This is a genomic window from Methylobacterium sp. P5_C11 (assembly GCF_054049775.1).
Genome location: NZ_JBFULS010000005.1, coordinates 125,721 through 152,112, shown reverse-complemented (window position 1 = coordinate 152,112; position 26,392 = coordinate 125,721). Strand labels below are relative to the sequence as shown.

Below are 26,392 nucleotides of genomic sequence, written 5' to 3'. Positions count from 1 at the left end.
GATGGACCGGTTCAGACGAGGTGAAGGGCGCTGACGGCGAGGTCGATCGCCTTGATGCCGACGAAGGGCACCAGGACGCCGCCGAGCCCGTAGATCAGCAGGTTTCGGCGCAGGAGCGCGGCGGCGCCGACGGCGCGGTAGGTGACGCCGCGGAGTGCCAGCGGGATCAGCGCCACGATGATCAGCGCGTTGAAGATGATCGCCGACAGGATCGCGCTCTGGGGCGAGGCCAAGTGCATGACGTTGAGCGCCTGGAGCTGCGGGTAGAGACCCAAAAACATCGCCGGGATGATGGCAAAATACTTGGCCACATCGTTGGCGATGGAGAAGGTGGTCAGGGCGCCGCGGGTCATCAGCAGCTGCTTGCCGATGCCGACGATCTCGATGAGCTTGGTCGGGTCACTGTCGAGATCGACCATGTTGCCGGCCTCGCGGGCCGCCACCGTGCCGGTATTCATCGCGACGCCGACGTCGGCCTGAGCCAGGGCCGGGGCATCGTTGGTACCGTCGCCGCACATGGCGACGAGCTTGCCGTGTGCCTGCTCCGCGCGGATCAGGGCGAGCTTGTCCTCGGGTGTGGCCTGGGCCAGGAAGTCGTCGACCCCGGCCTCCGCCGCGATGGCGGCCGCGGTCATGGGGTTGTCGCCGGTGATCATCACCGTGCGGATGCCCATCTGGCGCAGCTCGGCGAAACGCTCCCGGATCCCGCCCTTCACGATGTCCTTAAGGTAGACGACACCGAGGAGCCGGCCGTCTCGGGCCACCGCGAGGGGCGTGCCGCCGGCCCTGCCGATCTCCTCCGCGATGGCGCGGATTTCCCGAACCGCCGGCGTTTCCGGCGCCGGCTGGAAGGCGAGTGCGGCATTCGAGCCGCGGCTCGCCACGGGCTGGCCCGATAGCGAGGCGATCACCGCGTCCACCGCGCCCTTACGGATCGACGCGCTTTCCAGGTCGACGCCCGACATGCGGGACTGCGCGGTGAACGGCACGAAGGTCGCGTTGAGCGCGGCCATGTCGCGGGCGCGGATGCCGTACTTTTCCTTGGCGAGCACGACGATTGAGCGTCCCTCCGGCGTCTCGTCCGCCAGGGAGGCGAGTTGCGCTGCGTCGGCGAGTTCCGCCTCGGTCACGCCCGAGACCGGGCGGAACTCGGTGGCCTGCCGGTTGCCGAGCGTGATCGTGCCGGTCTTGTCGAGGAGCAGGGTGTCGACGTCGCCCGCCGCCTCGACGGCGCGGCCCGACATGGCGAGGACGTTGAAGCGCACCAGCCGGTCCATGCCGGCGATGCCGATCGCCGAGAGCAGCGCGCCGATCGTCGTCGGAATCAAGGTGACGAACAGGGCCACCAGCACGATCACGGGAATAGCGCCGCCCGCGTAGCTCGCGAAGCTCGGGATCGAAGCCACCGCGAAGACGAACACGATGGTCAGCCCGGCGAGCAGAATGTTGAGAGCGATCTCATTCGGCGTCTTCTGGCGCGACGCGCCCTCGACCAGGGCGATCATGCGGTCGACGAAGGTTGAACCGGCCGCGGCCGTGATGCGGACCTTGATGGCGTCCGACAGCACCTGGGTGCCGCCGGTCACCGCCGAGCGGTCGCCGCCGGATTCGCGGATCACCGGGGCGGACTCGCCCGTGATCGCGGCCTCGTTGACGGAGGCCACGCCCTCGATCACCTCGCCGTCGGAGGGGATGAGCTCACCCGCCTCGACCAGAACGACGTCGCCGACCTTGAGAGCGGTGCCGGGGACCGTCTCGTAGGCGCCGCCGGGACCCTTGAGGCGCTTGGCGGTCATCTCGGTGCGCGTCCGCCGCAGGCTGTCGGCCTGGGCCTTGCCGCGGCCCTCGGCGAGCGCCTCGGCGAAGTTGGCGAAGATCAGGGTGAACCACAGCCAGAGGATGATCTGGCCGGAGAAGGCGAGATCGCTGCCGCCGGTGACGAGGTCGCGGGCGAACAGGACCGTGGTCAGGGCCGCCACGACCTCGACCACGAACATGACCGGGTTGCGGATCATGGCGCGGGGATCGAGCTTCCTGACGGAGCCGAGGAGGGCCGGCCCGATCAAGGCGGCACTGAAGAGGGATGATGTCTGGCGCGACATGGGGGATGTCCGAAGGGAAGATTGAAGTGGGGCTCGCCGTCCTTGCGAGCGGAGCGACGCAATCCAGGGCAGCGTCACGTTCGGCGGCGTCGAGCCGGCTCGGGTCGCTTCGCTGCGCTCGCGATGACGAAGGTGAGGCTCAGCCCCCCGGCGGACCGAGGGTCAGACCGTAAGCCGCCAGGAGTGCGAAGCCGCCGAGCAGCACGACGCCGAGGAGCGCCAGCACGAGGTCGGAGGTCCGCACCGGCTGCGGCGCGGCCCGGCCCCGCCGGGACGGCGGCCGGTGCAGCGCGAGGTGATGGCGCGGCATGCGTCGGGAGGAGAGCGCGCGCGGCATCTCAGCCTCCCGTCGCGAAGGTCTGGCCGGCCGCGCCCGCGAGGTGCTCGACCACGGGGCCGAGCGCCAGCGACGGGAAGAAGGTCAGGCCGCCAATGATCAGGATCACACCGACAAGGAGCCCGACGAACAGGCCGCCATGGGTCGGGAACGTACCTGCGGAAGCCGGGACCGTCTTCTTGGCGGCGAGCGAGCCGGCGATGGCCAGGACCGGGATCTTCACGAAGAATCGACCCACCAGCATGCCGATGGCCAGGGTGCTGTCGTAGAATAGCGTGTTGGCCGACAGCCCGCCGAAGGCCGAGCCGTTGTTGGCCGCCGCCGACGTGTAGGCGTAGAGGATCTCGGTGAAGCCGTGCGGGCCGGCATTGGCCGGGCCGGCGAGCCCCGCCGGCAGGACGGTCGCGAGGGCGGTGAAGCCCAGCATCATCAGCGGCAGGCAGAGGATGCCGAGCATGGCCATCTTCACATCCTTCGCCTCGATCTTCTTGCCGAGGTATTCGGGGGTGCGGCCGACCATCAGGCCCGCAACGAAGATCGCCACGATCACGAAGATCAGCATGCCGTAGAGGCCGGCGCCGACGCCCCCGATGATGATCTCGCCGAGCTGCATGTTGAGCAGCGGGATCAGGCCGCCGAGCGCGGTGAACGAGTCGTGCATGGCGTTGACGGCCCCGCAGGACGCCGCGGTGGTGATCACCGCGAACAGCGCCGAGGCCGCGATTCCGAAGCGGACTTCCTTGCCTTCCATGTTGCCGCCGGTCAGCCCGAAGCCGTTGAGCACCGAGCTGCCGTGGGCCTCGGCCCAGTAGGTGACGGCGACGCCCGCGAGGAACAGGATCCCCATGGCGCCGAGGATCGCCCAGCCCTGCCGCTCGTCGCCGACCATGCGGCCGAAGACGTTGGTGAGGGCGGCGCCGATCGCGAAGATCGAGACCATCTGGACGAAGTTCGACAGGGCGGTGGGATTCTCGAACGGGTGGGCGGCGTTGACGTTGAAGAAGCCGCCGCCGTTGGTGCCGAGCATCTTGATCGCCACTTGGCTCGCCACCGGCCCCAGCGCGATGGTCTGCCAGGCGCCCTCCAGCGTCGTCGCGTCGATGGAGGGCGAGAGCGTCTGCGGCATGCCCTGCCAGACGAGGAACAGCGTGTAGGGCACGCAGATCGGCAGGAGCACGTAGAGGGTCGCGCGGGTCACATCGACCCAGAACGAGCCGATCGTGCCGGAGGACGCGCGGGCGAACCCACGGATCAGCGCCACCGCCACCGCGATGCCGGTCGCCGCCGACAGGAAGTTCTGGTGCGTCAGCCCCAACATCTGCGACAGGTACGAGAGCGTGGTCTCGCCCCCGTAGGATTGCCAGTTGGTGTTGGTGATGAAGCTGGTCGCGGTGTTGAACGCGAGGTCCGGCGCCACCGCGGTCTGATCGGCCGGGTTGAGCGGCAGGACGGCCTGCAGCCGCAGGATCGCGTAGAGCACCGCGAAACCCAGCACGTGGAACAGGATGACCGCGCCCGTGTAGGCCAGCCAATGCTGCTCCTGGCGGGCATCGATTCCGGACACGCGGTAGAGCCCGCGCTCGATCGGTCCGAGCACGGGCGAGAGGACAGTGCGCTCTCCGGTGAAGACGCGGGTCATGTAGGCCCCGAGCGGCTTCACGAGCGCCAGAACGACCGCGCCGTAAAGCGCGATCTGGATCCAGCCATTGAGGGTCATGGGGGGAGGTCCGTCAGGGGCCGCTCAGAACCGCTCGGGGCGGACGAGGGCGTAGGTGAGGTAGACGAGGAGGCCCGCGGTCACGAGGGCGCCGAGGGCGAGGTCGAGGGTCATGGCGGCCTCTCTCAGAGCCGCTCGCAGGCGGCCGCGTAGCCGGCTGCGGCCGTAAAGAAGGCGAGCCCTCCGGCGAGGAAGACGATGTCGAGCATGGTGGTCGGGTCCGTTCGGCGCACCGGCCGCGGAGGCTCCGCGACCGGGCTTGGCCGACCATGCTTGTGGCCGGGAACCGCGTTAGGGTTCGAGCGAGGGCCGCGCCGGAACTTATAAGGGACGTGTTAGGAGTGAGCCTCTCCGCGGAAGCTCGTCCGCAGACCGGGGCAGGCTGCCGGCGCCGTCAGCCGGGCCGCATCCGGACAAAGGTCACGCCATTGGGCGCGGCCCACCCGGACGACACCTGCGGCTCGCCCCCGGACACCGCCAAAGCCCAAGCCGCAAATCTCGCAGCGGCCTTCGACGGGTTCGATAAGGCAGGGGATTGGCTCGGAAGCAGTACGGGCGATCGGCGCGCGCGAGGCAAACGGCGGATCGACCTCCGACGCTCTGGCACTCAAGGGACGAGCGTGGGTTCGAAGGTGTTCAGGGCAAGTAGCCCGAGAGACAAGGCTGACCACGCGCCGAGCGCGACGATCGTCAGCGCGAAGGCGCGGTCGGCCCCGCACGCGGCGAGGATGTGGCGGACGGTCTGCATGCGGAGGCTCCATCCGGGCCGGTGCCCGATGGCGCGATCCTTTCCGCGTCGGCCGTGAGGGACCAAGACGACCGAGGGCCGTCCGGCATAGGGATGTCATCAGGAAACGGACCGGCGGCATCCGCTGCGGTCGTCCGCGATTCTGCGGCGGCCGCGTCGGCCGGACTGAGGTAGCTCGGATCGAGTTCGTGCAGGAAGCAGGGTGGGGAGCTGTACGCGCCGAACACGAGGTCGTCCTTGCCCGAGGTTGCGGCAGGAGGCTCGGGCGGCCGGGCCGGGTCTGACGGCATGATGCGGTCTCCTCCGTTGCGGCCCGTCCGTCGGACCTGATCCCGCGGCTCTTCGCACGGGATACCGGCCTTGGCTCCCGGTCACGATGCGACCGGAATCCGCCCTACGCCGTCGCGGGCTCGGGCTGCTCGGTGGAGCTGAACACGACTTCGCCGGTCCGCTCGCAGACGACGCTCACCGATGTCGCGCCGTTTTCCCGATTCTGGACAGGGAGTTGTGCCAGCGCGTACGCCGTCGCCGCCTCGAGGTCGCACGGCCACAGCTTGGTGAAGCTTTCGCGTTTTCCCCGGCGAAAAGTGATCTTGTAGGCCATCATTTCCTCCGTTTTCACGGAGGATACACCTTCTTGTACGCGCGCCACGTCCATCCCGGGCATGGCACCGATGCGTCCCGGGCGGGAGAGGACCGAGATCGTTCGAAGGCGTCCCGGATCGACAGGGCTCGACCGACCGTTCGCCGATACCGAAGCCCGCGGTCTGACGGTCCCGCGGGTCGACAGCAGCTTTCGGGGCTCTGCAGGGTCGGTGCGGCTGTGGCGTCGACCTGTCGCAGCAGACTGATCCGCGCTCGATCCCCCGTCGGATCGGCCTCCGTACGCTCAAACTATGCGGCGGCGTTGTGCCTGTCCTGCGCCAGGATGAAGGCCGCTACGCCGGCGGCGGGGATCGGCCTGCTCAGGAGATAGCCCTGCACTTCGGAGAACCCGCTCGCCCGCAGACGTGCAAGCTGCTCCGGCGTCTCGACGCCCTCGGCGGTGGTGGTGATCTTCAGGCTGCGGCCCAGTTCGGCCACGACGTGGACGATCGCGGCCGCTTCGTCCTTCTCGAGCAAATTCCGGACGAACGACTGATCCAGCTTGATCTTGTCGAAGCGGAAAGTGTTGAGCGAGCTGAGGGACGAATAGCCGGTCCCGAAATCGTCCATGGAGAACCGCACGCCGAGGCGGCGCAGCCGCGTCAGCATGTCGAAACTCGTTTGGTCCTGGCTCAGGATCACCGACTCGGTGATCTCGAGTTCGAGGCGCTGGCTCGGCAGCCGGGTCGCACGCAGAACCTCCTCGACGAACTGGTCGAGATTGCCTTCGCGGAACTGGATCGGCGAGATGTTGACTGCGACGCGCAGGTTTCCCGGCCATCCCATCGCGTCCGCGCAGGCGCGCTTCAGGACGTAGGCGCCGAGGTCGTCGATCAGCCCGGTCGCCTCGGCGACCGGAATGAATTCGCCCGGCGAGATCATCCCCCGCTCGGGGTGGTTCCAGCGGGCCAGGGCCTCGAAGCTCGTCACCGCGTTCGTCGCGAGGTCGAACAGCGGCTGATAGTGAAGCTCGATCTGCTGGGCGCCGATCGCGAGCCGCAGCTCACGCTCCAGCCACCGCCGCTGGTTCTGGCGCTCCTCCATCTCCGGCTCGAACGTGCGGACGCGCCGGCCGCCCTCCGCCTTGGCGACGTAGAGGGCGACGTCGGCCCGGCGGAGGAGATCGTCGCCGTCGGCATCCTCCGGGGCCGAAGCGGCGATCCCGAGGCTGCCGTCGACGGAGACGAACTGGCCGGCGAGGAGGAACGGGCGCCTGAGTTGCGCCAGGATCTCCTCCGCCAGCGCGAGCACCCTCTCCGAGCGATCCCCTTCGCACAGGACCAGGGCGAACTCGTCGCCGCCGAGACGCGCGACGGTGCCGCCGGGCGGGCACAGAGTGGTCAAGCGCTGGCCCACCTGCCGGAGCAGCTCGTCGCCGGCCGGGTGCCCGAGGGTGTCGTTGATGCCCTTGAAGTCGTCGAGGTCGAGGCAGACCACGGTGACCGGCCGGCCGCCGCGGGCACGATCCGAAAAGGCCGCCGCCAAGCGGTCGGCCAGGAGCGCGCGATTCGAGAGCCCGGTGAGGGCATCGTGGGTCGCCAGATGGGTAATGCGGGCCTGAGCGGTGACGCTCGCCGTGACGTCTTCGTGTGTCTCTACCCAGCCTCCGTCCGTCATCGGCTCGACGGTGATCTCGACGCACCGGCCGTCGGCGAGGGTCTTGGTGATGGTCCGTCCGTGGGGACCGATCTCCACGCCGGATTGATCCGCGAGACCGGCCAGCCGGCGCACCTCGGCGTAGGTCGGCTCGGTCTCGAGCGCGTCCGGCGCGATCCCGTAGATCCGGCAGAACTGCGCGTTGAAGACCTTGAGGCGCCCACTGGCGCCGAACATGCACAGCCCCTGCGACATGTTGTTCAACGCCGCATCGAAGCGGGCATTCTGCTCCTGGAGCTGCCGCTCGCGTTCCGTCAGGATGGTGTTCTTCCGGAACACATCGTTGCGCAGCTGGTCTCGCTCGGAGAGGGATTGTTCGAGCACGACGACAGCGCGGGCGATGTCGCCGACTTCGTCCTCGCGGTCGACATCCGGCACGCTGACGTGCCAATTCCCGCGCGCCACCTCGGAGACGGTCTGTGTGATGCGCACCAGCGGGCGGGTGATCCGGCTGGACAGGATGAGCAGCACCACCGCGACCAGGCAAAGCGTCAGCCCGGCGACGATGCTGAGCGTCTTCAGGAGCGAGCGGGAACTCTCTTCTCCAATTCCGACGACCTTGCCGGTGAGCTGTTGCAGTTCCCGGAGAGGCGCCGCGACGCAGAGCCGGATGTCCGGCACCTGCGGAAGACAGCGGGCAACCTTCTCAGAACCGACGACAGGATGCAGTTCGGCCCGGGACACATCGCCGAGCCAAGCGCCGGCGGTGGCGGCGCCGGACGAGGACAGGAGGCGCTGGCCCGCCAGAATGAGCACGTCGCGCCCGCTCAGCGCCGAGAAGGCCGCCAGGATCGGCTCGCGGGCGCGCAGGATGCGATAGCCGATCAACCCGCCGATCACCTCGCCGAACTCGTCGAAGAGCGGCTGCCCGAAGATGTCGGCGACCGCGCCCGATTCATCGGCCGCCAGCGCGCGCGCCAAGGTGTGGTCCCACCGGAGGGACGACACGAATCCGTCCGCATGATCGCGGTCGTTGCGCGCCATCATGGTGCGCAAGGAAGCGGCGAGGGGGATCGTGCCGAGTGCCGTGTTGGCCGCGAGCAGGTCCGCATCGACCCGGTCGGCCGTCAGGGCGCGCAAGTTCAGGTCGAACGCGATCGCGCCGTCCAGATCGGCCAGCGCCAGGGCGGGCCGCATCAGTTCGGACGCCGCCACCGTGTTGCCCGAGAAGACCGCATTGGCCACATCCCAGCGCTTCGCCATGGTGGCGAAGCGCCGCTCCACGTCCTCTCGCTGCATCTGGAGCCGGGCGGCGGCCAGCTTGGCATCGCTCAGGAGGCGGTCCGACAACTGAGCCTCCGACCAGTTCGAGACCTCCTGGGCCTGGTCCCGCAGCGTCTGCCCCGAGCTGAGAACGACGAGGAAGACCAGGGCTGCGAGGGCGATGGCAGCCGTGGAAAGCGTGGCGCCGACGAGGCGCGCGCGCAGAGATCGCGAGAAGACGGTGCCCGTCACGGCTTGAGCGGGGCGCCACCCCGCTCCGCCATCACCTGCGCCGCGCGATCGGATGTGGCGAAGGCGAGGAAGGCGGAGGTTGCAGCATCCCGGGTGGCGAGCTTGTAGATGAGGGCCAGGGTAACCGCGCTCGGGTAGGCCGGATCGCGCGGCGCCCTTCCGTCGATCGACAGGACGACGAGATCGTCCGACAGGGCCGGGGAGAACGGTCCGAAGCCGATCGCCCCGGGCGTCTGCCGAACGGTCTCGATCGCGTCCTGGGTGGTGGTCGCGGTCTTCGAACGGCTGGTCAGGACGAGGTCACGCCAGCCCGGCATGGTGGACCGGAGCACCGAGAGCGTGCTGTCCGTGTCCTCGCGGCGAACCACCCGGATCTTGAGATCGGAGCCGCCGAGCGCGCTCCAATTCTCCGTCTTGCCCGCGAAAATGGCCGCGACTTGGTCGCTCGTCAGGTTGGTCACGCCGGCACCGCGATGCACGAAGACCGCGGACGGTATGCGGATCAATGGAACTTCGACGAGCCCCTGCGCCTTTTCCGCCTCAGTGAGCGGGCGCGCGACCCGACCGAGCCTCTGGCGCTCGCCACCAACGGCGGCCACGGCGCCGCCGGAGCCGATGCTCGGCGGCACCGACACGCGGGCCTCGCCGGCCTGGGCATTGTAGGCGGTCGCGACAGCCTGCAGCATCTCGATTCCGTCACCGGTCCCAACGATTGGAAGCTCCTCCGCCCGGACGGCGATCGACTGGAGGAGGAGGGCGAGGGCGACTGCCGAGAGACGCCGAAGACCGAAGGACAGCGTTGACATTCCGGCATAATGAGACTCGAATGCTTAACTTCGAGTCACCGGATACATCGCAATCAAGCTGTGGTTGACGATTTGCTAGGCGACTGGATCCGTTTTAGCGGTCCGATTACCTGTCACGCGCTGTAGAAAGCGCTGAAAGAAGTTTGTTTCAGACGGCTCGGCCGCCTCAAGGCTGCGGTCAGCCGCGTAGAATGGATCGGCGTAACAGGTCGCACCGGCGGCCGCTGCCAGGAACTGGACGGCGGCGACCATGTCCGGAACCCCTGCGGCGACGACGGTATCGTCCCGCGTGAGCATCGGCAGATGGAGCGTCGGCCGCCCGGAGCGTGCATCGGCGGGGGGATAGCCGCCGCTGCAGGTCAGGATCGTCGTCGCCCCCCGGTCGCGCAGCCAATCCAGTGCCGAACGCATGTAGAGATTCTGCGGGTTACGCGCGCCGGCCACGACGACGAGGTCACGGTCGGGCTCGCGCAGGCGGCTCGCGCGGGCGACGGCCCAAGCCGGCGCCCATCCGACGCCGGATGAGACGACGACGAGGCGACCGCGCCCGAGTCTGTGAAAAGCGCTCCCGAAGGGACCCTCGACCTTCACGGCCGTCCCGAGCCCGATCCGCCCGCCGAGATGCGGCGACACCGCGCCGCCGGCTTGGCGACGGATCTGAAAGATCAGCTCGTTCAGCTCGCCGGATCCATCGGCGCGCAGGGTCGGACTGTAGTCGCGCGGCGGCAGGCCCGCGAAGGCGACCCGCACGTACTGCCCGGGAAGGTAGGACAGCCGTCTGCGCATCGCGACCGTGACTTCGACGATGTCGGCGGTCAGTTCGGTCACGGTGTCGACCGTTCCGCTCCGCCGGACGATGTCGGGCACCTCATCGAATTCGATGACCGTGTCGGCGGTGAGACGCGCCCGGCAGGCCAGGACGGTATCGCCGATCCGCGTACCGGCATCGTCCACCGAACCGTCATAGATCCGGACCCGGCAGGTCTCGCACTGGCCGGTCGCGCAATCGTGCGGGATCGCCCGGCCACCCGCCAGACCGGCATCGAGCAGGGTCTGGCCAGCGCTGGCACTGATGCGCCGGCCATTGATGACGAGGGCGACCGGATCGACCATGCCGCGGGACCGCCTCAGCGCAGCAGGACTTCGACCGGCCGCATGTGCCGCGTGTGGCGGGTCTGCGTGTGGTCGAATGCGGAAACGTACAGGTAGAACGTGTTGCCGGGCAGGAAATCGACGTCGTATTTGCTGCCGGTCGCGATCTTGCGCGAGGCCACGACCGTCCAATGGTCGTCCGCCCAGTCGGCGGCCGCCGAGATGCCGGCCCGGTCACCGGTATAGCCGTCGGTCAGCAGTACACCCGGTATGACGGTGCCCACCGGAATCTCCGCATCGACGGCCGTGGAATACGGAACGGTCTCGGTCTTCTCGACCATCCACCAGGCCGAGCCCTTCGAGGCGCTCGCATCGGGCGTGAGATCCACGGTGCCGAGCTTGGCCACGGTGGCGCGCCAGTCCTTGGGCAGCCGCAGCGGCTCGACGGAACCCGTGTATCCGCCGGGTCCCTCGAACCGGAAATTGTAGCGGTAGGCGCTGGTGCCGGGGTCGCCCCAGTAGCCCGCCTGATAGCGGCCCTTGACCGCCCGCTCGGCCGCTGTCGGATCGGTCGGCGGCCCGATATGCATATCCTCGAGGACGCCCAGCATGCCGCCACGGGCCGACTTCCATTGCCACATGTCGATGTAGCTGCCGTCGGTGGTGTAATGGTAGCCGCGGCCGTTCAGGGGCGCGGGCGCGTCAGGCAGGGTTCTGGCGCCGAGATGGGTGGCGCCGCCACTGCCGAAAGCGTCCGAGCGGGAGAAGATCACCGCGAGCTTGTCCTCGTAATAGGTGGTCACGTCGGCATGGGCCGCTTCGGCGTCGAGGACATGCCACCCGTCATCCTTCTTGACCAGCGGGACGCGCTTCAGCGACCGCGACGGATCCCACCACCGGAAGGCGAAGTAGACGTTCGCTGCGTCGCGCACCGCGCGGATCTCGACGGTCGTCTCGCCGGTGCCTCCGAAATTGGCGCCCTGCATCGTCCGGACCGAAACCGGACGGGCGGTGCGCCAGACCGGATCGTCCAGGAGCTTTCCGAGGTCGGGTCCGACCGCGACCTTGTCCACCACCAGAGTGGACCGGCCCTTCACGTCGGCCCAGGCCAGGCCTCCGACGACCGGGATGCCCAGGATCGCGGCCGCGAGGAGCGGCCGGCGTCGACGCACCGCGCCGTCGGACAGTGGAGCCGGACGGAACAGGCGCAGGAGCTGCCACAGGCCGCCATACATGAAATGCGCAACGGTATGAACGGCGATGTAGGCGAGGGCGACCAGAGCGCAGGTGGCGTGGAGCCACACCACCCAGCCGCCATAGCCGAGATAGAGCGCGATGCCGGTCCCCGTCAGGACGAGCGTAACGGCGTAGATCAGCCAGTGCAGCGCGACGTTGACGCCGCCCCAGCGCGCCTTGCGCGCCGCCTTGGTCCGGCCGCCGACCAGAATCGCGCGCAGGCGCGTCATGCCGTTGCGATCGGTGAGCCTCCCGCGCACGAGATAAACCAGGTAGGCCGTGATGCCGAAGAACAGGGTCAGGCCGGCCACGAAATGAACCGTCCAGACCTCGCCCTGCGGGAGCAGTGGTGCGAGGAATTTTGCGGTTCGGGCGATGGGTGCGTCGGCCGAGATCCGAAGCCCTGTGAGCAGGCTCGCGACCATCGCGATGGCGACGACCCAGTGGATGACGATCGTACCCGTATCGGTGCGCGGACGGCGCTCGGCGCGGGCGGACGCATCGGCGCGCCGTGGTGCGACGACCTCGGCGCTGGAAAGCGGATGCGACGAGAGGGTCAGCGGTTCCGACATTCGATCCTCCGCAATACCCACTCAAATTGGCCGAGATGCGTTAGAACTTTGTAAAACATAACGCCACGATCGGCATATACCCGAGCTCCGCAATCTTGAATCGACCGCGGACATGCTTAACGGCGCAGCCCAGCCCGGCTCCCGGGAACCCCGGCGGCTGGGCCGGCGCAAGCGCGGAACGCAGTCCGGCAGGGGACTCGGCATCGGCCGGACCGACCTGCGCAGTGTCCTCGACCTTCGGAACATCCCCCACCGCTGCGGGTCGCAAACCGGCGCTCCGTGGTGGAGATTGGCGCGGACATCCTGGCCGACACCATCCGGGCGCGCCACGGCCGCGGTTCTGTGAGGTGCGCCGATCGGAGGATCCGAGATGACGGAGCGAGAGACCAACCCGGATGCCATCGCCCGCCGGCCGAGCCATGCCGGCCGACGCGTCCTCGTCACGGGGGCCGGCTGCGGGATCGGCCGGGCGATCGCGGAGGGCTTTGGAGCGCGCGCGGCCCTGGTCGGCGTCGCCGACGTCACCCAGGAGGACGTGGCGGCGACCGTCGGGCTCATCGAGGAAGCGGGCGGGCGAGCCCTGCCGCTGCGGCTCGACGTGGCCGACTATCCGGCGGTCGAGACTGCTTTGGCCGAGGCGGCCGCCGCGATGGGCGGGGCCTTCGATACCGTGATCAACAATGCCGGCATCTCGCCCAAGCACGACGGGGTGGCTCACCGCGTCTGGGAGATGGATCCGGCCGAGTGGAACCGCGTAGTCGCGGTCAATCTCACAGGGGCGTTCAACACCGTCCGGGCGCTCGTGCCGGCGATGCGGGCGGCCGGGCGTGGGTTCATCGTGAACCTGTCCTCGGTGGCGGGAAAGACCCACTCGCCGATCGTCGCCTGCCATTACGCGGCCTCGAAGGCGGGGCTGATCGGCCTCACCAAGCATCTGGCGGCCGAACTCGGTCCGTTCGGCATCCGGGTCAACGCGATCGCCCCGGGACGCATCGAGACCCCGATGGTCCGGGCGGTGGGCAGTGCGGTCAACGACGCGCAGGTCCGCCTGACGCCGATGGGCCGCCTCGGATCGCCGGAGGAAGTTGCGGACCTCGCCCTTTACCTCACCTCCGCGGAGGCGAGTTTCGTGACCGGCCAGACTGTCGACGTGGCCGGCGGCTTGTACATGACGTGAGCCGGTCGCAATCAGGACGGCGGATGGACGAGAGGACGGCCATGGACGGGGCGGCCACCGCGGTCGGGATCACCGGTCGGACACGGGTCTACGGGATCCTGGCGGACCCGATCTACCACGTGAAGGCGCCCGAGGTGATGGGTGCGCTCTTCGCCCGTCACGGCGTGGACGGCGTGCTCGTTCCGCTGCACGTGCCGGCGGACGGCTTGGCCGCCGTGATGGACGGGCTTCGGCAGGTGCGCAATTTCGGCGGCTTCATCGCCACGGTTCCGCACAAGACGGCGATGACGGATCTGTGCGACGCGCTCACCCGCGAGGCCGAGCAGATCGGGGCGGTGAACTGCGTCCGGCGCGAGGCGGACGGACGCATGGTCGGCACCATGCTGGACGGCATCGGCTTCGTCGATGCGCTGCGCGCCTCGGGCGTTGAGCCCCGCGGCCGGGACGCGGCGCTGGCAGGCGCTGGCGGTGCCGCCAGTGCGATCGCCTTCGCGCTGGCGGAGGCGGGCGTCGCGCGCCTGACGATCCTCAACCGCACCCTCGACCGCGCGCAGGCGTTGATCGCGCGCGTGCGCGCCGCGTATCCCGCCCTCGCGGTCGCCGCGGAGGGGAGCCAAGTGGACCATGACATCCTCGTCAACGGTACGTCGCTCGGAATGCGCCCGGGGGACGCCGCGCCCTTCGATCTGACCGCTCTCCACGGCGGCCAGTTCGTCGCCGAGGCGATCATGGATCCCGAGACGACGCCGCTGCTCGCCGCAGCGTCGGCGGCCGGATGCCGCATCCAGAAGGGCCTGCCGATGCTGGAGCGCCAGATCGCGCTGATGGCCCACCACATGGGCGCACTCTGAGGCGAGATCTGTGCGACGGATCGACATCGACGCCATCGCGGCGGCTGACTTCGACTACGTGATCGTGGGCGGCGGCACGGCGGGATGCGTTCTGGCCAACCGGCTGACCGAGTCCGGGACGCGCAGGGTGCTGCTGCTCGAGGCCGGGGGTCGGGCGCGCAGCCCCTGGGTCGCGATCCCGGCGGGCTTCAGCCGTCTCCTTCAGCATCCGGCCTACAACTGGCGCTTCCGGACCGAGCCGGAGGCGGCGACCGGCGGCCGGGTGATCGCGGTGCCGCGCGGCAAGGGCCTCGGCGGATCAACGCTGATCAACGGCATGATCTACGTGCGCGGACAGCCACAGGATTACGATGCCTGGGCGCAGGCCGGGTGCCGCGGCTGGGGCTTTGCGGACGTACTGCCCTATTTCCGACGGGTGGAGGATTTCGACGGACCGCCCGATCCGTTGCGCGCCCGCGGCGGCCCGCTGCCGCTCACCGAGGTCGGCGAGCAGCCGGACATTGCGGAGGCCTTCATTGCTGCGGCGGAGGCGGCCGGCCACCTGCGTAATCCGGACTACAATGCGGCGCGCCAGGACGGCGTCGGCTATTATCAAGTCAACCAGCGGCGCGGGCGGCGGATCAGCGCCGCCGATGCCTACCTGAAACCTGCCCTTCCGCGCGCGAACCTCGCCGTCGTCACCGACGCGCACGTCCTGCGGCTGACTTTCGATGGGGATCGGGCGAACGGTGTCGCCGCGCTGGTCGGAGGGCGCGAGCGGCTGTTTCGCTGCTGCGGAGAGGTGATCCTCGCCGCCGGCGCGGCCCAGACCCCCCAGATCCTGGAGCTGTCCGGTATCGGCGATCCCGACATCCTGACCCGCCTCGGTCTTCCGATCCGCCGCGCGGCGCCCGGAGTGGGCGCCAATTACATGGACCATTACTGCACGCGGATGAACTGGCGGGTGCGTCTGCCGGTGACGCTGAACGAGCAGACCCGCGGCTTAAGCCTCGGCCTCGCGGCGGCCCGCTACCTCGCCACGGGGCAGGGAATCCTGTCGCTCGGCACCGGCCTCGCCCATGGCTTCGTACGGACGCGCCCCGGTCTCGAAGGGCCTGACGTCCAGTACTTCTTCATGCACGCGAGCTACGCCAACGCCGCCGAGCGCAAGCTCGACCGCCTGCCCGGCATGACGATCGGCGTCACGCAGCTGCGGCCCGAATCGCGCGGGACGATCCACGCCATCTCGCCCGATCCGCTTCAGGCCCCTGCCATCCGGCCGAACTTCCTCGCCACCGAGGAGGACCGTCGCGCGATGGTCGAGGGGATGAAGATCGCCCGGCACATCGTCGAACAGGCACCGATGGACCGTTTCCGTGGCCCCGAACTCAACCCGGGACCTGATTGCCGGACGGATGCCGACTGGCTCGACTTCGCCCGCCGCGACGGCCAGACCATCTACCACATCTGCGGCACCTGCCGCATGGGCGCCGATCCCGGTTCCGTCACGGATCCAGACTTGCGCGTGCGCGGGGTTACGGGGCTGCGCGTGGCGGACGCCTCGGTAATGCCGAGCATCGTTTCGGGGAATACGCAGGCGGCGGTGTTCATGATTGCCGAAAAGGCGAGCGCTCTGATCGGCGCCTGCAGCTGAAAGCGCGGCGCTGATCTGCGGCAGCGCGGCCGCGCCTGCGCGATCGCACGGGATCCGGTCCCGACGCCGCATCGCAGACGGGGGCGAGACGCCCCTTGGGTCTCGGAACAACCCGCCACCAGACGCATCCGGTCCGCCCCACCCCGCAGGCTCGATGCCCTCGCGCTGCACGGGTGCGACCGTCCGGCTTTCGCGCCGGCGCGCGGGACGGGGAGTGACGCGCGGACCGAATCACCCGCCCGAACGGCCGACCCATCCGGGGTCGCGAAACGAAGCGGCTTCAGCGCGCGCCGCTTTGGACAATTCAAATACAAAAACAAATTTAATGAACTCAATTCCAATTATAAAATGCAATCGCAATTTATTTGTAAAATCATCTCTTGATAGATACGGTCAAGCTGCCGGTCGATAGGTCGGCCAAATCTCAAATTCACTGCGGCGTTGGTCTCAAGCGGGAACCGAGACCTGACGTGAACGCGGATCATTGGGTTGACGCTGGCGGATTCATGCCCACGGCGTTTGATGCGGGGACACCATGACCAGACTCAAGGCGCTGTTACTTGGCTCTTCAGCCTTGCTGATCCCGTTCGGAAGCGCGCGAGCCGCCGATCTCCCGACCATGAAGGCTGCCCCAGTCGAGTATGTACGCGTTTGCAATGCCTATGGTGCCGGCTTTTTCTACATTCCTGGCGGCGATACATGTATCCGTATTTCCGGCAGAGCCCGGTATGACTTCCTGTACCAGACCAGCAAGGTCCGCACCGGGGCCGGCGGCGATGTAACCGGCTATCTGGGCCTGATGCGGCTGAACCTCGATTCGCGCACGCAGACCGATTACGGCACCCTGCGCGCCTTCCTGCGGATCGACATCGCCAATCGCAGCGGCCCGTTCCTCACCTCAGGATCCCGGCAGCGCGAGAGCTTGGCCATTGCCGGGCTTGGGGCCGACGCCTTCGGTCGGACGCAGACCTACGTCAACGCCGACAAGGCGTTCATCCAGTTCGCCGGTCTCACCGCGGGCCGTGCGGCGTCGTTCTTCGACTTCTACGCTCATGATTTCGAGCTGATCGGTGGCACAGCCGGATCCGACACGTTCAGCACCAATCTGCTCGCCTACTCGGCGACGCTCGGTAACGGCATCACGCTGACCGCCTCCATGGAGGATCCGACCTACCGGCGTTTCCCGATCTTCGGCACGGGCGCGGCTGCCGGCGCGTTCACGGCGGGCGGGGGCTTCGCGGGCTACAGCAACGCGTTCAATCCCTTCACGCCTTCGACCTGGCTGGCACCGATCGTCGTCGGCCCCGGCAATGTCGCCTTCGTCGATGTCACACAGAAGAGCCGGATGCCCGACGTCGTCGGCGTCGCGCGGATCGATCAGGCCTGGGGCTCCGCGCAGCTCTCCGCAGCGGTCCACGAGATCAACGCGGGCGATGCCGGAAGCACGGTGGGGGGCATCACGACGGCGACCGCCGGCCTCGGCATCTCGCCGACCGGACGCGCCTCGAACGCCTATGGCTGGGCGGTCCAGGGGGGCCTGAAGGTCAATCTGCCCTTCATCGCGACCGGCGACACCCTCTATTTGCAGGGTGCCTACGGCCAGGGCGCCATCACGTATACCGGCATCTCGAACTACACGGCGCCGTACGACGCCCTCGGTGCCGCATCCGTCGGCGGCGGCTCATTCGCGCAATACTATGCCGATGCAGTACTGAACCCCACGACTGGGCGGCTGGAGTTGTCGACGTCCTTCTCCGCCGTGGCATCACTGCTCCACTACTGGGCTCCGAGCTGGCGGTCGGCCTTCTTTGGGAGTTACGCGCAGATCGATTACAATTCGAAGGGTCGCAACGCGCTCGGCCTTCTCGGTTTCGGCTTCGCACCGTCTGGCGCCAGCGCCGCCAACGCGCTGGCCTTCGCCACCAGCCCGGTTCTGAGGGGAAACAACCAGGTGATCACAGGCGCGAGCCTGATCTGGACGCCCGTCAAGGACCTCGATATCGGCGTCGAGGGTGAGTATATCCGCACAGCGCTGAACAGTGGCGTGACGCCGGACATCTCCAAAAACTCCCTGCGCTACGTGAATTCGCAGGATGCGGCGCAAGTCCGCTTCCGCGTGCAGCGGGATTTTTGAACCCAGAGAGAAATATTTCTCAACTTGGTCTTGAAATACCGAGCCCAGCCAACAGGCTGGGCTTATTATTTTGGAACATATTCATAAACATCGAAGTTTGACCGATGACATTCAACAAATAAAAAATGTTTTTGTTGCACGATACGCAGGATCAGGTACAAAGACATCAGCTCTTCAGCGGCTTTCTTCGCCGTCGACCGAGCGGATGCTATGGTTTCAGATCCGGCGGGCTCGGGTACCAGAGTTCGCCTCGTTTGATCCAAAGCTTCAGACCCATAAGACTTCGCCGACCGGGCAACCGGTCGGCTTTTTCGTTTCGCACATGAGCCTCCACGCGGACATGGAGCAGACGGACGACCCGATCGCCAGGCGACATACGCCGCCCGAGGGATGGGCATCGGCGCAGCGCATCGGCTGGCCCTGGCCGATCGCGGCGGCGAAATCCAAAGAATCATTCAAAGATTGAATGTCGACCAAAGAGCGAAACAATTATTCTGCAATAAAATATAGAATTTAAACCGTCAAAGCTGCATCTTACTCCCACGTCGCCGGTTCGCGACAGCTCGAAAACGGGAGATCACTATGAAGAGCATCGTCCTGGCCTGCTCGGTGGGCGCCATGTTGCTTGCCGGCCCTGCCTTCGCACAGGATGGGGGCGCCACGATCGATCCCAGCCTCATCATCCGCACCCACGGCAGTGGCCTCGATGCGGACTCCTACGCCCAGGGCAACGACCGTTCGGGCGGGATGTGGGAAGGTGCGACGGGATACAGCTCGTCCCTTCAGCAGCCGGCCTCGGTGGGGACCGTCCCAACCAACCGGCAGTGGAGCCGCTTCAATACCCGCGAGCGTCGGCGCAGCGGCCGGTCGGACTGAGCAACCTCGTCTGAAACAGACAGGCGCCCGGTGTCCGCCTCGATGGCTGCGGATGCCGGGCAGGCTGGACGGGACGTCCCGGCGGCCGTTCCGCTCACCGCAGGGCTCAGTGAGCGGGCACCGGCGCAGGCTCTACGAGTGCCGCCTCCACATGCCTGTGAGTCCAGCGCAGGGTGACGCAGCAGCCGGCGCCGTCGCTGACGATGTCGAAGGCGGCACTATGCAGCCGGGCGATCGAGTCCACCAAGCTCAGCCCGATTCCGAAACCGCTGTTGTCGGTCTTCAGCGCGCCGCGGCGGAATCGCGCACGGACGGCCCCCAGCTCCTCCGGCGGTATGCCACACCCACTGTCGGTGACCCGGATGCCCGCGGGGTTCCGCAGGAGCGTCACGGTGACCTCACCACCCGTCGGTGTGAACTTGAGCGCGTTGTCGATCAGGTTGCTCACCGCCTCGAAGATGAGGCTTCGATCCCCCTCGACCATGCAGGAGGGTTCCGGCCGGTCCCAGTGGAGTTCGATGCCGCGCTCGACGGCCAGGGGCTCGTAATACTCGACGGCGTCCTCCAACAGCCGCCCCAGATCGACCTCGGTGAAGCCGGAACGGCGCAGGCGGTCTTCCATCTCCGAGATGCGCAGCAGTGCGGAGAAGCGGATGACGATGTTCTTGACCTCGGCCAAGACGTCTTCGTTGCATGTGCGGAAGGCCTGCACGCTGTCGGCCTTGCGCAGGGACCGCTCCAAAGTTCCGACAACCCGGGTCAGGGGCGTCCGCAGGTCGTGGGCGATGTTCTCGTTGACGCCCTTGATCTCCAGCATCAGCCGCTGGAGCTGATCGAGCATGTCGTTGACCACGCGCGTGAGGTGCGCGAGATCGGCCGAGACGCCGCGTGTCGGCAGCCGTTCGCTCAGGTCGCCGCGCATGATCCGCTCGACCGCCTTGGTGATCGCATCGTTCTGCCGCAGCGAGCCGGCCCCGAAGATCACGGCGCCGACGAGGCCGATGATGATCGTGGCGGCCATGCCCCAGACGAAGGTTTCGACCAGCGCCTTCTCGAGGGCCTGAAGATCCTGGGCCGAGCGGCTCACCAGCACGTACTCGCCGCTCGGAAGCTCGGTGAGCTGGCTGAACAGGGTCCGGGTGCCGCGATCCATCGGCTGCGACAGGACGAACGGCCGGCCAAGGGGCGCCGCGGCCGGATAGGCGATCGGCGCTCCGGCCCGGCGTTCGTGATCGGGGCCGAAGAGGACCAGGGGACGCCCGCCTTCGGCGAAGTCCTCGGAGGCGTCGATTCGCTCGCGCAGCGCCCGAGGCGAGAGGCTCAGAAGATGCTTCGATTCCCACTCGACCCATTCGAACGCGGCTTTGCGCCCGTAGCTGCGCGTGTCGATGTAGAGGAAGGCCGACAGCGCCAGCGATGCCGTTCCGAAAGTCGCGAAGAACAGGCCCGCAACCCGGAAGCCGCTCGTGCGCCGGACCTCAAGAAGGCGCACGGAGGATGAAGCCCGTGTTGCGCACCGTATGGATCCGCGGATTCAGGCCGTCGGGGTCCAGCTTCTTGCGGATCTTGCCGATATGGACATCGATCACGCTCGATTGATGGTTGAAGCTGTAACCCCACACCGACTCGAAGATCATCTTTCGGCTGACCAAGACGCCGGGATTCTGCATCAGGAACTCGATGATCGCGAATTCCTTGGGCAGCAACTCGATCTCGCGGCCGGCACAATCGAGCACACGCTCGATCAGGTCGAGCCGGAGATCGCCGACCACCAGCTCGCTGACCGCCTCCGCAGCCATCTTGCGCCGGGCAAGCGCATCAACGCGGGCCGTCAGCTCGATGAATTCGAAAGGCTTGGCGAGATAATCGTCACCGCCTGCTCGCAAGCCGTCCACGCGTTCATTGACGGCCGACAGCGCACTCAGGATGAGAACCGGCGTCGAGACCTTCGCGGCACGCAGCTTCGTCAGCAACGACAGGCCGTCGATCTCCGGCAGCATACGATCCAGAACGATCACGTCGAAGTTACCGTCCATGGCCTTGCGTAGTCCGATGCTGCCGCTCGGCGCCTCATCCACCTGGAAGCCGTATTCCGCGAGCGCGGACCCGATCTCGGCTGCAACGCGGCGGTCGTCCTCTACAACCAATACGCTAGCCATCCGTTTTTCCTTCTTATTTTGTATTCGCCGGCTTTGTCTGGTCTCCTGCGGCCCGGAGGGAGCGCCGGAAATATCCTCTTCTGTCCCGGAGTCAAATGGGCTCCGACCGCGGCTGCTGGAAGGCGTCATAGGTGCGGCAAAGCTTACCGGGGGGCGAGGGCTATGGACCATGCGCCTCACTCCGCACTCGCCTGCTCGGAGAGCTTGGCTTGAGGGTTCCGGGCGGCGGCGCTGCCCTTGGGAATGACCCGGCTGCCATCCCGAAGGTCGGCGGGCGGATTGAGGACGACAGTGTCGTCGCTGGTCAGGCCGCTGCGCAGTTCGAGCCGCGTGCCGAGATCGCGCGCGATCGTGATCGGACGGAGACGGACGGTATCGTCCGCGCCGACCACGGCCACGCGCGTCCCGTCCGCGTTGAAGATCAGCGCTTCGGCCGGCACCGTCACGCGCGGATGTATGCGCGGCACCTCGAACGTCACGGCGACATAGAGGCCGGGTCGCAGGATGCCCTCCGGGTTCGCGACGTCGACCTCGGTCTCCAGCGTCCGCACCGACGATTGCAGGGCGACGGAACTCCGCGACACCGTCCCGGAGAACGTGCGATCCGGCATCTGCGCAACCTTCACGTGGGCCTTGACGCCGTCGTGGATGCCAACCGCTGCCGATTGCGGCACCTGCACGGCAACGCGCAGGACGTCGGTGCTGTCGATGGAGAAGAGCGGCGTCCCGCCGCCGGCATCGCCATGAACCAGATCCCCGACATCGACCTTGCGGGCGACGACAATCCCGTCGAACGGAGCAACGACGTTCTCGAAGGTCGTCAGCGTTCGTAGCCGGTCGACGGTGGCCTGCTGCGCGGTGATGTTGGCCTCGGCGACCTTCACCTTCGCCTCCGCGGCCGTCAGGGACGCGGAGGCGGTCAGCATCCCGGCCCGGGTCTGATCGGCGTTCTGCTTGGAGGCCCAGCCCTGACCGGCCAACGTCGAGGTGCGCGCGTCCGTGGCGTTCGCGAGGGTGACGTTGGCCCTGGCCTGCTGCACGTCCGCATTCGCGACCGCGAGCTGGGCGCGAAGCTGGCCTAGCTGGGCCTCGGCCTGACGCGCCTGTTGGTCCAGATCCGGGGCGGCGATGCGGATGAGAAGGTCGCCCTTCTTGACCCGCGAGCCGATGTCGACCCGGCGTTCGGCGATGTAGCCGGTGGCGCGGGCGAAGATGTCGGCGTGGTCGAAGGCCTCCGTCTGGCCCGGAAGGGTCAGGGTAAGGGGGCCGTCCTCCACCTTGGCCGGCCCGGTCCGGACCTCGGGGACGAAGTTGACGGTCTCGGCCTGCGTCTCCAGGGAGGCCTGATAGGCCTGCCAATGGTGCCAGGCGCCGAGCCCTAGGGCGCTGCCGAGGGCGATCAGCGCCACCAGGAAGGGCCGCTTGCGCGGCGGCGGAGGTGAGGCATGGGCAAGCACCTCGCCGGCCCTGTCCTGCCGCAGCGGATCGACCTCGACCGCGTGCTGGTGCGCCCGCGCGGCAGCCTCGGCGCCGCTCCCGGGGGCGTCGGTGAAAGCGTGCATCAATAATCCTCGAGGGGCTTGATCGGGCTGCGCCGGAGCAGGGTGTAGAGGAGGGGGACGAACAACAGGGTCGAGACGGTGCCCATCCCGATCCCGCCCATCACCGCGCGGGCCAGGGCGGCATTCTGCTCGGCGCCTTCGCCCGCACCGATCGCCATCGGGATCAGGCCGAGGAACATCGCCGAGGCGGTCATCAGGACCGGTCGGAGCCGGGTATGGCCCGCCATCAGGGCGGCCTCACGGGCCGAGCAGCCCGTGGCTTCCCGATGCTCCTTGGCGAAGGTGACGAGCAGGATCGAGTTCGCGCTCGCGACGCCGACCGACATGATCGCCCCGAACAGGGCCGGGATCGAGAACGCGGTGCTGGTGATGAACAGGCTCATCACGATGCCGCAGAAGGCGAGCGGCAGCGCGGCGATGACGACGAAGGGATCGACCCAGGTCTGATAGTTCAGGACGAGGAGCAGGTAGACCGCCACCAGCGCGATCCCGAGCCCGAGTTCGATATGCGAGAACGCGCTCTCCATGCTCTCGATCTGGCCCCGGACCAGGATCTTGTCCGGGGCCGGAAGCTGAGCCTGCTCCTCGGCCACGATCCGTTCTACGTCCGTGCGCACGCTGCCGAGATCGGCGTTCTGAACGTTGGCGAGCACATCGAAGGTCGGCTGCTGATTGACGTGGTTGATGACCGTCTGCTCCGGCTGACGCTGCATCGTCGCGATGTTCGACAGCAGGATCGGAATCCCGGGCCGGTTCTGCGTGGTCGCGTGCACGGAGACCGGAGTGTTCATGAGCTGATTGATATCAGCGTTGCGCCATTCCGGTGTCTGAACCCAGAGCTGATAGGGCATCCCGGACTTCGGATCGGCCCAGAAGTTCGGGCTGACCTGGAAGGAGCCGGAGAGCGAGACGTTGAGGTTCTGCGCAATGGACTGCTCGCTGACACCCATCTCCGACGCCAGCCTCCGGTCGACATTCACGTACATCTGCGGCGCGTCGACGATCTGGTGGAGGTGGACGTCGACGGCGCCTCGGACCGCGGAGATCCGGCGGACCAAGTCGCGGGCGACGGCGAGGTCCTTGTCATCATGCCGACCGGCCACCTGCACATCGATCTGCGCAACGGTGCCGAAGTTCAGGATCTGCGTGATGATATCGGACGGCTGGAAGTAGAAGGTGTCCTCGGGAAACGCGTCGCGCAGGACCTTGCGCAGGCGTTTCTGATAGAACGCGATCGGCTTGTGCTCGCCCTTCAGGTTGATGAGCATTTGCCCATCGTTGTACGCAACGAATGACGCATCCATGAAGGCGAAATTATAGTTCGATGCCGGGAGACCGATGTTGTCGAGAATCAGGCCAATTTCTTCTTTTGGGACGACCTGCCGGACGACATCCTCGACCTGCGCGAAGGTCTTTTCCGCCTCTTCGATCCGCTGGCCCGGCCGGGTGCGGATATGCAGCGTCATCTGGCTGGACTGGATCATCGGGAAGTAATCCTGCCCGACGAAGGGAAAGATCGACGCGGTCACGGCGACGACGGAGAGCCCGCCGAGCAAAGCCCGGCGCGGATGGTGGAGCACGGCGGAGAGAAGCCCGACATAGCCGGCGTGGAAGCGCGCGAAGCCCCGCTCGAAGGCGGCCCGAAAGGCGAGGGCGCCACGCACCGGAATCCGGAGGAGCCAGAGGGCCGGCCACGCCACCGCACCGAGCAGGCGACCCAGTCTCGTGCGTCGGCGGGGCGCCACGGACCCGTTGACATCCGGATGCGAGCCGCCGTGATGCCGGGCATATTCCGGGGCGACCAGGACGTCGATCAGGATCGCCACCAGCGTCCGCGACAGCAGGTAGGAAGTGAGCATCGCGAACACCACCGCCTCGGCCTGTGGGACGAAAAGGTAGCGGGGCGCGTCGGTGAGGAAGAAGACTGCCGAGAAGGCCGAGCAGATCGCCAGCGTCGAGATCAGCGCGGGCTTGGCGATACCGGCGACCCCCTCGACCACGGACCGCCGGAACGGGAAGCCCTCCTCGAACATCCGGTAGGTGTTCTCGATGGCAACGGTCGCGTCATCCACCAGGATGCCAACCGCCAGGGCGAGGCCGCCCAGGGTCATCACATTGATGGTTTGCCCGAGGGCGACCAGGATCGACAGGGAGGTCAGGATGCAGAGGGGGATCGAGACGAGGACCACGATGGTCGAGCGCCAAGACCCCAGGAACAGCAGGATCGCCAAGCCAGTGAGGCCGGCCGCGATCACCGCCTCGCGGACCACGTCGGAGATCGCGTCGGAGACGAAGACCGACTGATCGAAGAGCGAGGTAATCGTCATGCCCTTTGGCGCGGCGGCGCGGATGTCGGGCAGCGCCGCCTTCACGGCGTTCACGACGTCCAACGTCGAGGCCGCGCCGTTCTTCAAAACTTGCAGCAGGACGGAATGCGTCCCGTCGGCGCGCACGATGTTGATCTGCGGGGGCGCCCCGTCGCGAACATGGGCGACATCGCGCAGGAGGACCGGTTGATTGTTCTCGACCTTGATCGGGATGCGATTGAGCTGGTCGACCAGCTGCGGGCTCGAATTGAGCCGGACCGTGTATTGTTGTGTCCCGATCTTCGCGAGACCCGAGGGCACCACGAGATTCTGCTTCAGAACCGCGTCGAGAACGTCGAGCGGCGTCATGCCGAGGGCGCGCAGCTTCGCGGGATCGAGATCGACCATCACCTGCCGCGGCGCACCGCCATAGGGGGATGGCAGGGTGGAGCCCGGCACCTCGGCCAGCCGCCTGCGTGTCCGATACTGGGCGTAGTCGAAGACGTTGGTGAGCGTCAGCTTCGACGAGGACAGGGCCAGCTGGATCACCGGCACCGACGAGGCGGAGAAGCGCATGATCACGGGCGGCTGCACGCCCGGCGGCATGCGCGAGCGGATCGCGTTCATGGCCGAGTCGACCTGGGTCATCGCCAGATCGATGCTCACGGCGGAATCGAAGTAGATCCGCTCGGTCACAGTGCCTTGGATCGAGGTCGATTCGATCCGCCTGATGTTGTTCACGTTGCTGGAGAGCGAGAACTCACTGTAGTTCGTGATGCGCTGAACCATGTCGGTCGCGTCGAGACCGCTGTAGGTCCAGACCACCACCACAACCGGGATATCGACGGCGGGGAGAACATCCTTGGGCGCCACCGCGATCGACCCGACGCCGGACAGGAACATAAGGATGGCAAGAACATAGAAGCTCTTGCGGAACTTGAGAGCGAACCGGACGAGTTCCATGCTACCTAGCCGATGTCCCACCCCGATCCGGCGCATGTCCTCGGCCAGTGGGCCGCAAGGATTATGCGCGGATTGAGCTTTGTTTGCTAAGAGGACGCCGAGCGGTGGCCCCGCTGGAAAGCGATATAGTCCGCACGAAACCACTCTTCGAATGAATTCGGCGCGATAAACTAAAAGCGTCTTTAAGAAACTTAAAATCGCGCCCGGTTTCATAAAGTCGGGGAAGCCAGAGACGAGCGGCCGGTCGGACTCGATCGAACCTCGCAATCGCGACGATTGGAAATTGAAATATTATTCAAGAAGTATTATTATTTTTACTTGAGAAATCGTTGTTTCATTGTCATGGCCGCCAAACTCACGCGATC

20 protein-coding genes are annotated in these 26,392 nt (G+C 67.1%); 6 read left to right on the top strand and 14 right to left on the bottom strand.

What is annotated here, in order from left to right:
- Positions 1–11 precede the first annotated feature (11 nt).
- The 10 genes from kdpB to ACXJKQ_RS05130 form a co-directional block, all read right to left on the bottom strand.
- A complete protein-coding gene (gene kdpB, locus ACXJKQ_RS05175; protein ID WP_457104691.1) occupies positions 12–2,102 on the bottom strand; it encodes a potassium-transporting ATPase subunit KdpB in 2,091 nt (696 codons plus the stop codon).
- 139 nt (positions 2,103–2,241) lie between these two features.
- Entirely contained in the window at positions 2,242–2,439 is a 198-nt protein-coding gene (locus ACXJKQ_RS05170) for a hypothetical protein (protein ID WP_457104690.1), read from the bottom strand.
- 1 nt (position 2,440) lies between these two features.
- Complete coding sequence (gene kdpA, locus ACXJKQ_RS05165; protein ID WP_457104689.1) at positions 2,441–4,156, bottom strand: potassium-transporting ATPase subunit KdpA; 1,716 nt, start codon at positions 4,154–4,156, stop codon at positions 2,441–2,443.
- A gap of 24 nt (positions 4,157–4,180) precedes the next feature.
- On the bottom strand, positions 4,181–4,270 hold the full coding sequence (locus ACXJKQ_RS05160) for a K(+)-transporting ATPase subunit F (protein ID WP_017484418.1): 90 nt from the start codon (positions 4,268–4,270) through the stop codon (positions 4,181–4,183).
- Positions 4,271–4,763: 493 nt separating this feature from the next.
- Entirely contained in the window at positions 4,764–4,904 is a 141-nt protein-coding gene (locus tag ACXJKQ_RS05155) for a hypothetical protein (RefSeq protein ID WP_457104688.1), read from the bottom strand.
- Positions 4,905–5,298: 394 nt separating this feature from the next.
- Entirely contained in the window at positions 5,299–5,508 is a 210-nt protein-coding gene (locus tag ACXJKQ_RS05150) for a hypothetical protein (RefSeq protein ID WP_457104687.1), read from the bottom strand.
- A 290-nt stretch (positions 5,509–5,798) separates the two neighbouring features.
- Entirely contained in the window at positions 5,799–8,660 is a 2,862-nt protein-coding gene (locus ACXJKQ_RS05145) for an EAL domain-containing protein (RefSeq protein WP_457104686.1), read from the bottom strand.
- On the bottom strand, positions 8,657–9,466 hold the full coding sequence (locus ACXJKQ_RS05140; protein WP_457104685.1) for a PstS family phosphate ABC transporter substrate-binding protein: 810 nt from the start codon (positions 9,464–9,466) through the stop codon (positions 8,657–8,659). The genes ACXJKQ_RS05145 and ACXJKQ_RS05140 overlap by 4 nt, the downstream gene beginning before the upstream one ends.
- A gap of 75 nt (positions 9,467–9,541) precedes the next feature.
- The gene (locus tag ACXJKQ_RS05135; RefSeq protein WP_457104684.1) at positions 9,542–10,579 is read right to left on the bottom strand and encodes a 2Fe-2S iron-sulfur cluster-binding protein; all 1,038 of its coding nucleotides are present in this window, start codon (positions 10,577–10,579) and stop codon (positions 9,542–9,544) included.
- 14 nt (positions 10,580–10,593) lie between these two features.
- On the bottom strand, positions 10,594–12,366 hold the full coding sequence (locus ACXJKQ_RS05130; protein WP_457104683.1) for an ethylbenzene dehydrogenase-related protein: 1,773 nt from the start codon (positions 12,364–12,366) through the stop codon (positions 10,594–10,596).
- Between the two features lie 370 nt (positions 12,367–12,736).
- Here ACXJKQ_RS05130 and fabG point away from each other — a divergent pair, with 370 nt between their 5' ends.
- The 6 genes from fabG to ACXJKQ_RS05100 all read left to right on the top strand — a co-directional run bounded on the left by fabG (position 12,737) and on the right by ACXJKQ_RS05100 (position 19,037).
- Positions 12,737–13,543, top strand: a complete 807-nt coding sequence (gene fabG / locus ACXJKQ_RS05125) for a 3-oxoacyl-ACP reductase FabG (protein WP_457104682.1) — start codon at positions 12,737–12,739, stop codon at positions 13,541–13,543.
- A gap of 23 nt (positions 13,544–13,566) precedes the next feature.
- Entirely contained in the window at positions 13,567–14,394 is an 828-nt protein-coding gene (locus ACXJKQ_RS05120) for a shikimate dehydrogenase family protein (protein ID WP_457104681.1), read from the top strand.
- A 19-nt stretch (positions 14,395–14,413) separates the two neighbouring features.
- On the top strand, positions 14,414–16,027 hold the full coding sequence (locus ACXJKQ_RS05115) for a GMC family oxidoreductase (RefSeq protein WP_457104706.1): 1,614 nt from the start codon (positions 14,414–14,416) through the stop codon (positions 16,025–16,027).
- A 535-nt stretch (positions 16,028–16,562) separates the two neighbouring features.
- Entirely contained in the window at positions 16,563–18,161 is a 1,599-nt protein-coding gene (locus ACXJKQ_RS05110; protein ID WP_457104680.1) for a porin, read from the top strand.
- Positions 18,162–18,258: 97 nt separating this feature from the next.
- Complete coding sequence (locus tag ACXJKQ_RS05105) at positions 18,259–18,627, top strand: hypothetical protein (RefSeq protein WP_457104679.1); 369 nt, start codon at positions 18,259–18,261, stop codon at positions 18,625–18,627.
- Between the two features lie 116 nt (positions 18,628–18,743).
- A complete protein-coding gene (locus tag ACXJKQ_RS05100; RefSeq protein ID WP_457104678.1) occupies positions 18,744–19,037 on the top strand; it encodes a hypothetical protein in 294 nt (97 codons plus the stop codon).
- Positions 19,038–19,143: 106 nt separating this feature from the next.
- On the opposite strand, the gene ACXJKQ_RS05095 is transcribed toward ACXJKQ_RS05100, so the two are convergent.
- The 4 genes from ACXJKQ_RS05095 to ACXJKQ_RS05080 all read right to left on the bottom strand — a co-directional run bounded on the left by ACXJKQ_RS05095 (position 19,144) and on the right by ACXJKQ_RS05080 (position 26,027).
- Positions 19,144–20,529, bottom strand: a complete 1,386-nt coding sequence (locus ACXJKQ_RS05095; RefSeq protein WP_457104677.1) for a sensor histidine kinase — start codon at positions 20,527–20,529, stop codon at positions 19,144–19,146.
- Positions 20,516–21,196, bottom strand: a complete 681-nt coding sequence (locus tag ACXJKQ_RS05090) for a response regulator transcription factor (RefSeq protein WP_457104676.1) — start codon at positions 21,194–21,196, stop codon at positions 20,516–20,518. Before ACXJKQ_RS05090 ends, ACXJKQ_RS05095 begins: the two co-directional genes overlap by 14 nt.
- 176 nt (positions 21,197–21,372) lie before the next feature.
- A complete protein-coding gene (locus ACXJKQ_RS05085; protein WP_457104675.1) occupies positions 21,373–22,758 on the bottom strand; it encodes an efflux RND transporter periplasmic adaptor subunit in 1,386 nt (461 codons plus the stop codon).
- Positions 22,758–26,027: an efflux RND transporter permease subunit gene (locus ACXJKQ_RS05080; protein ID WP_457104674.1), complete on the bottom strand. Its 3,270-nt coding sequence runs from the start codon at positions 26,025–26,027 to the stop codon at positions 22,758–22,760. Before ACXJKQ_RS05080 ends, ACXJKQ_RS05085 begins: the two co-directional genes overlap by 1 nt.
- Between the last annotated feature and the right edge of the window lie 365 nt (positions 26,028–26,392).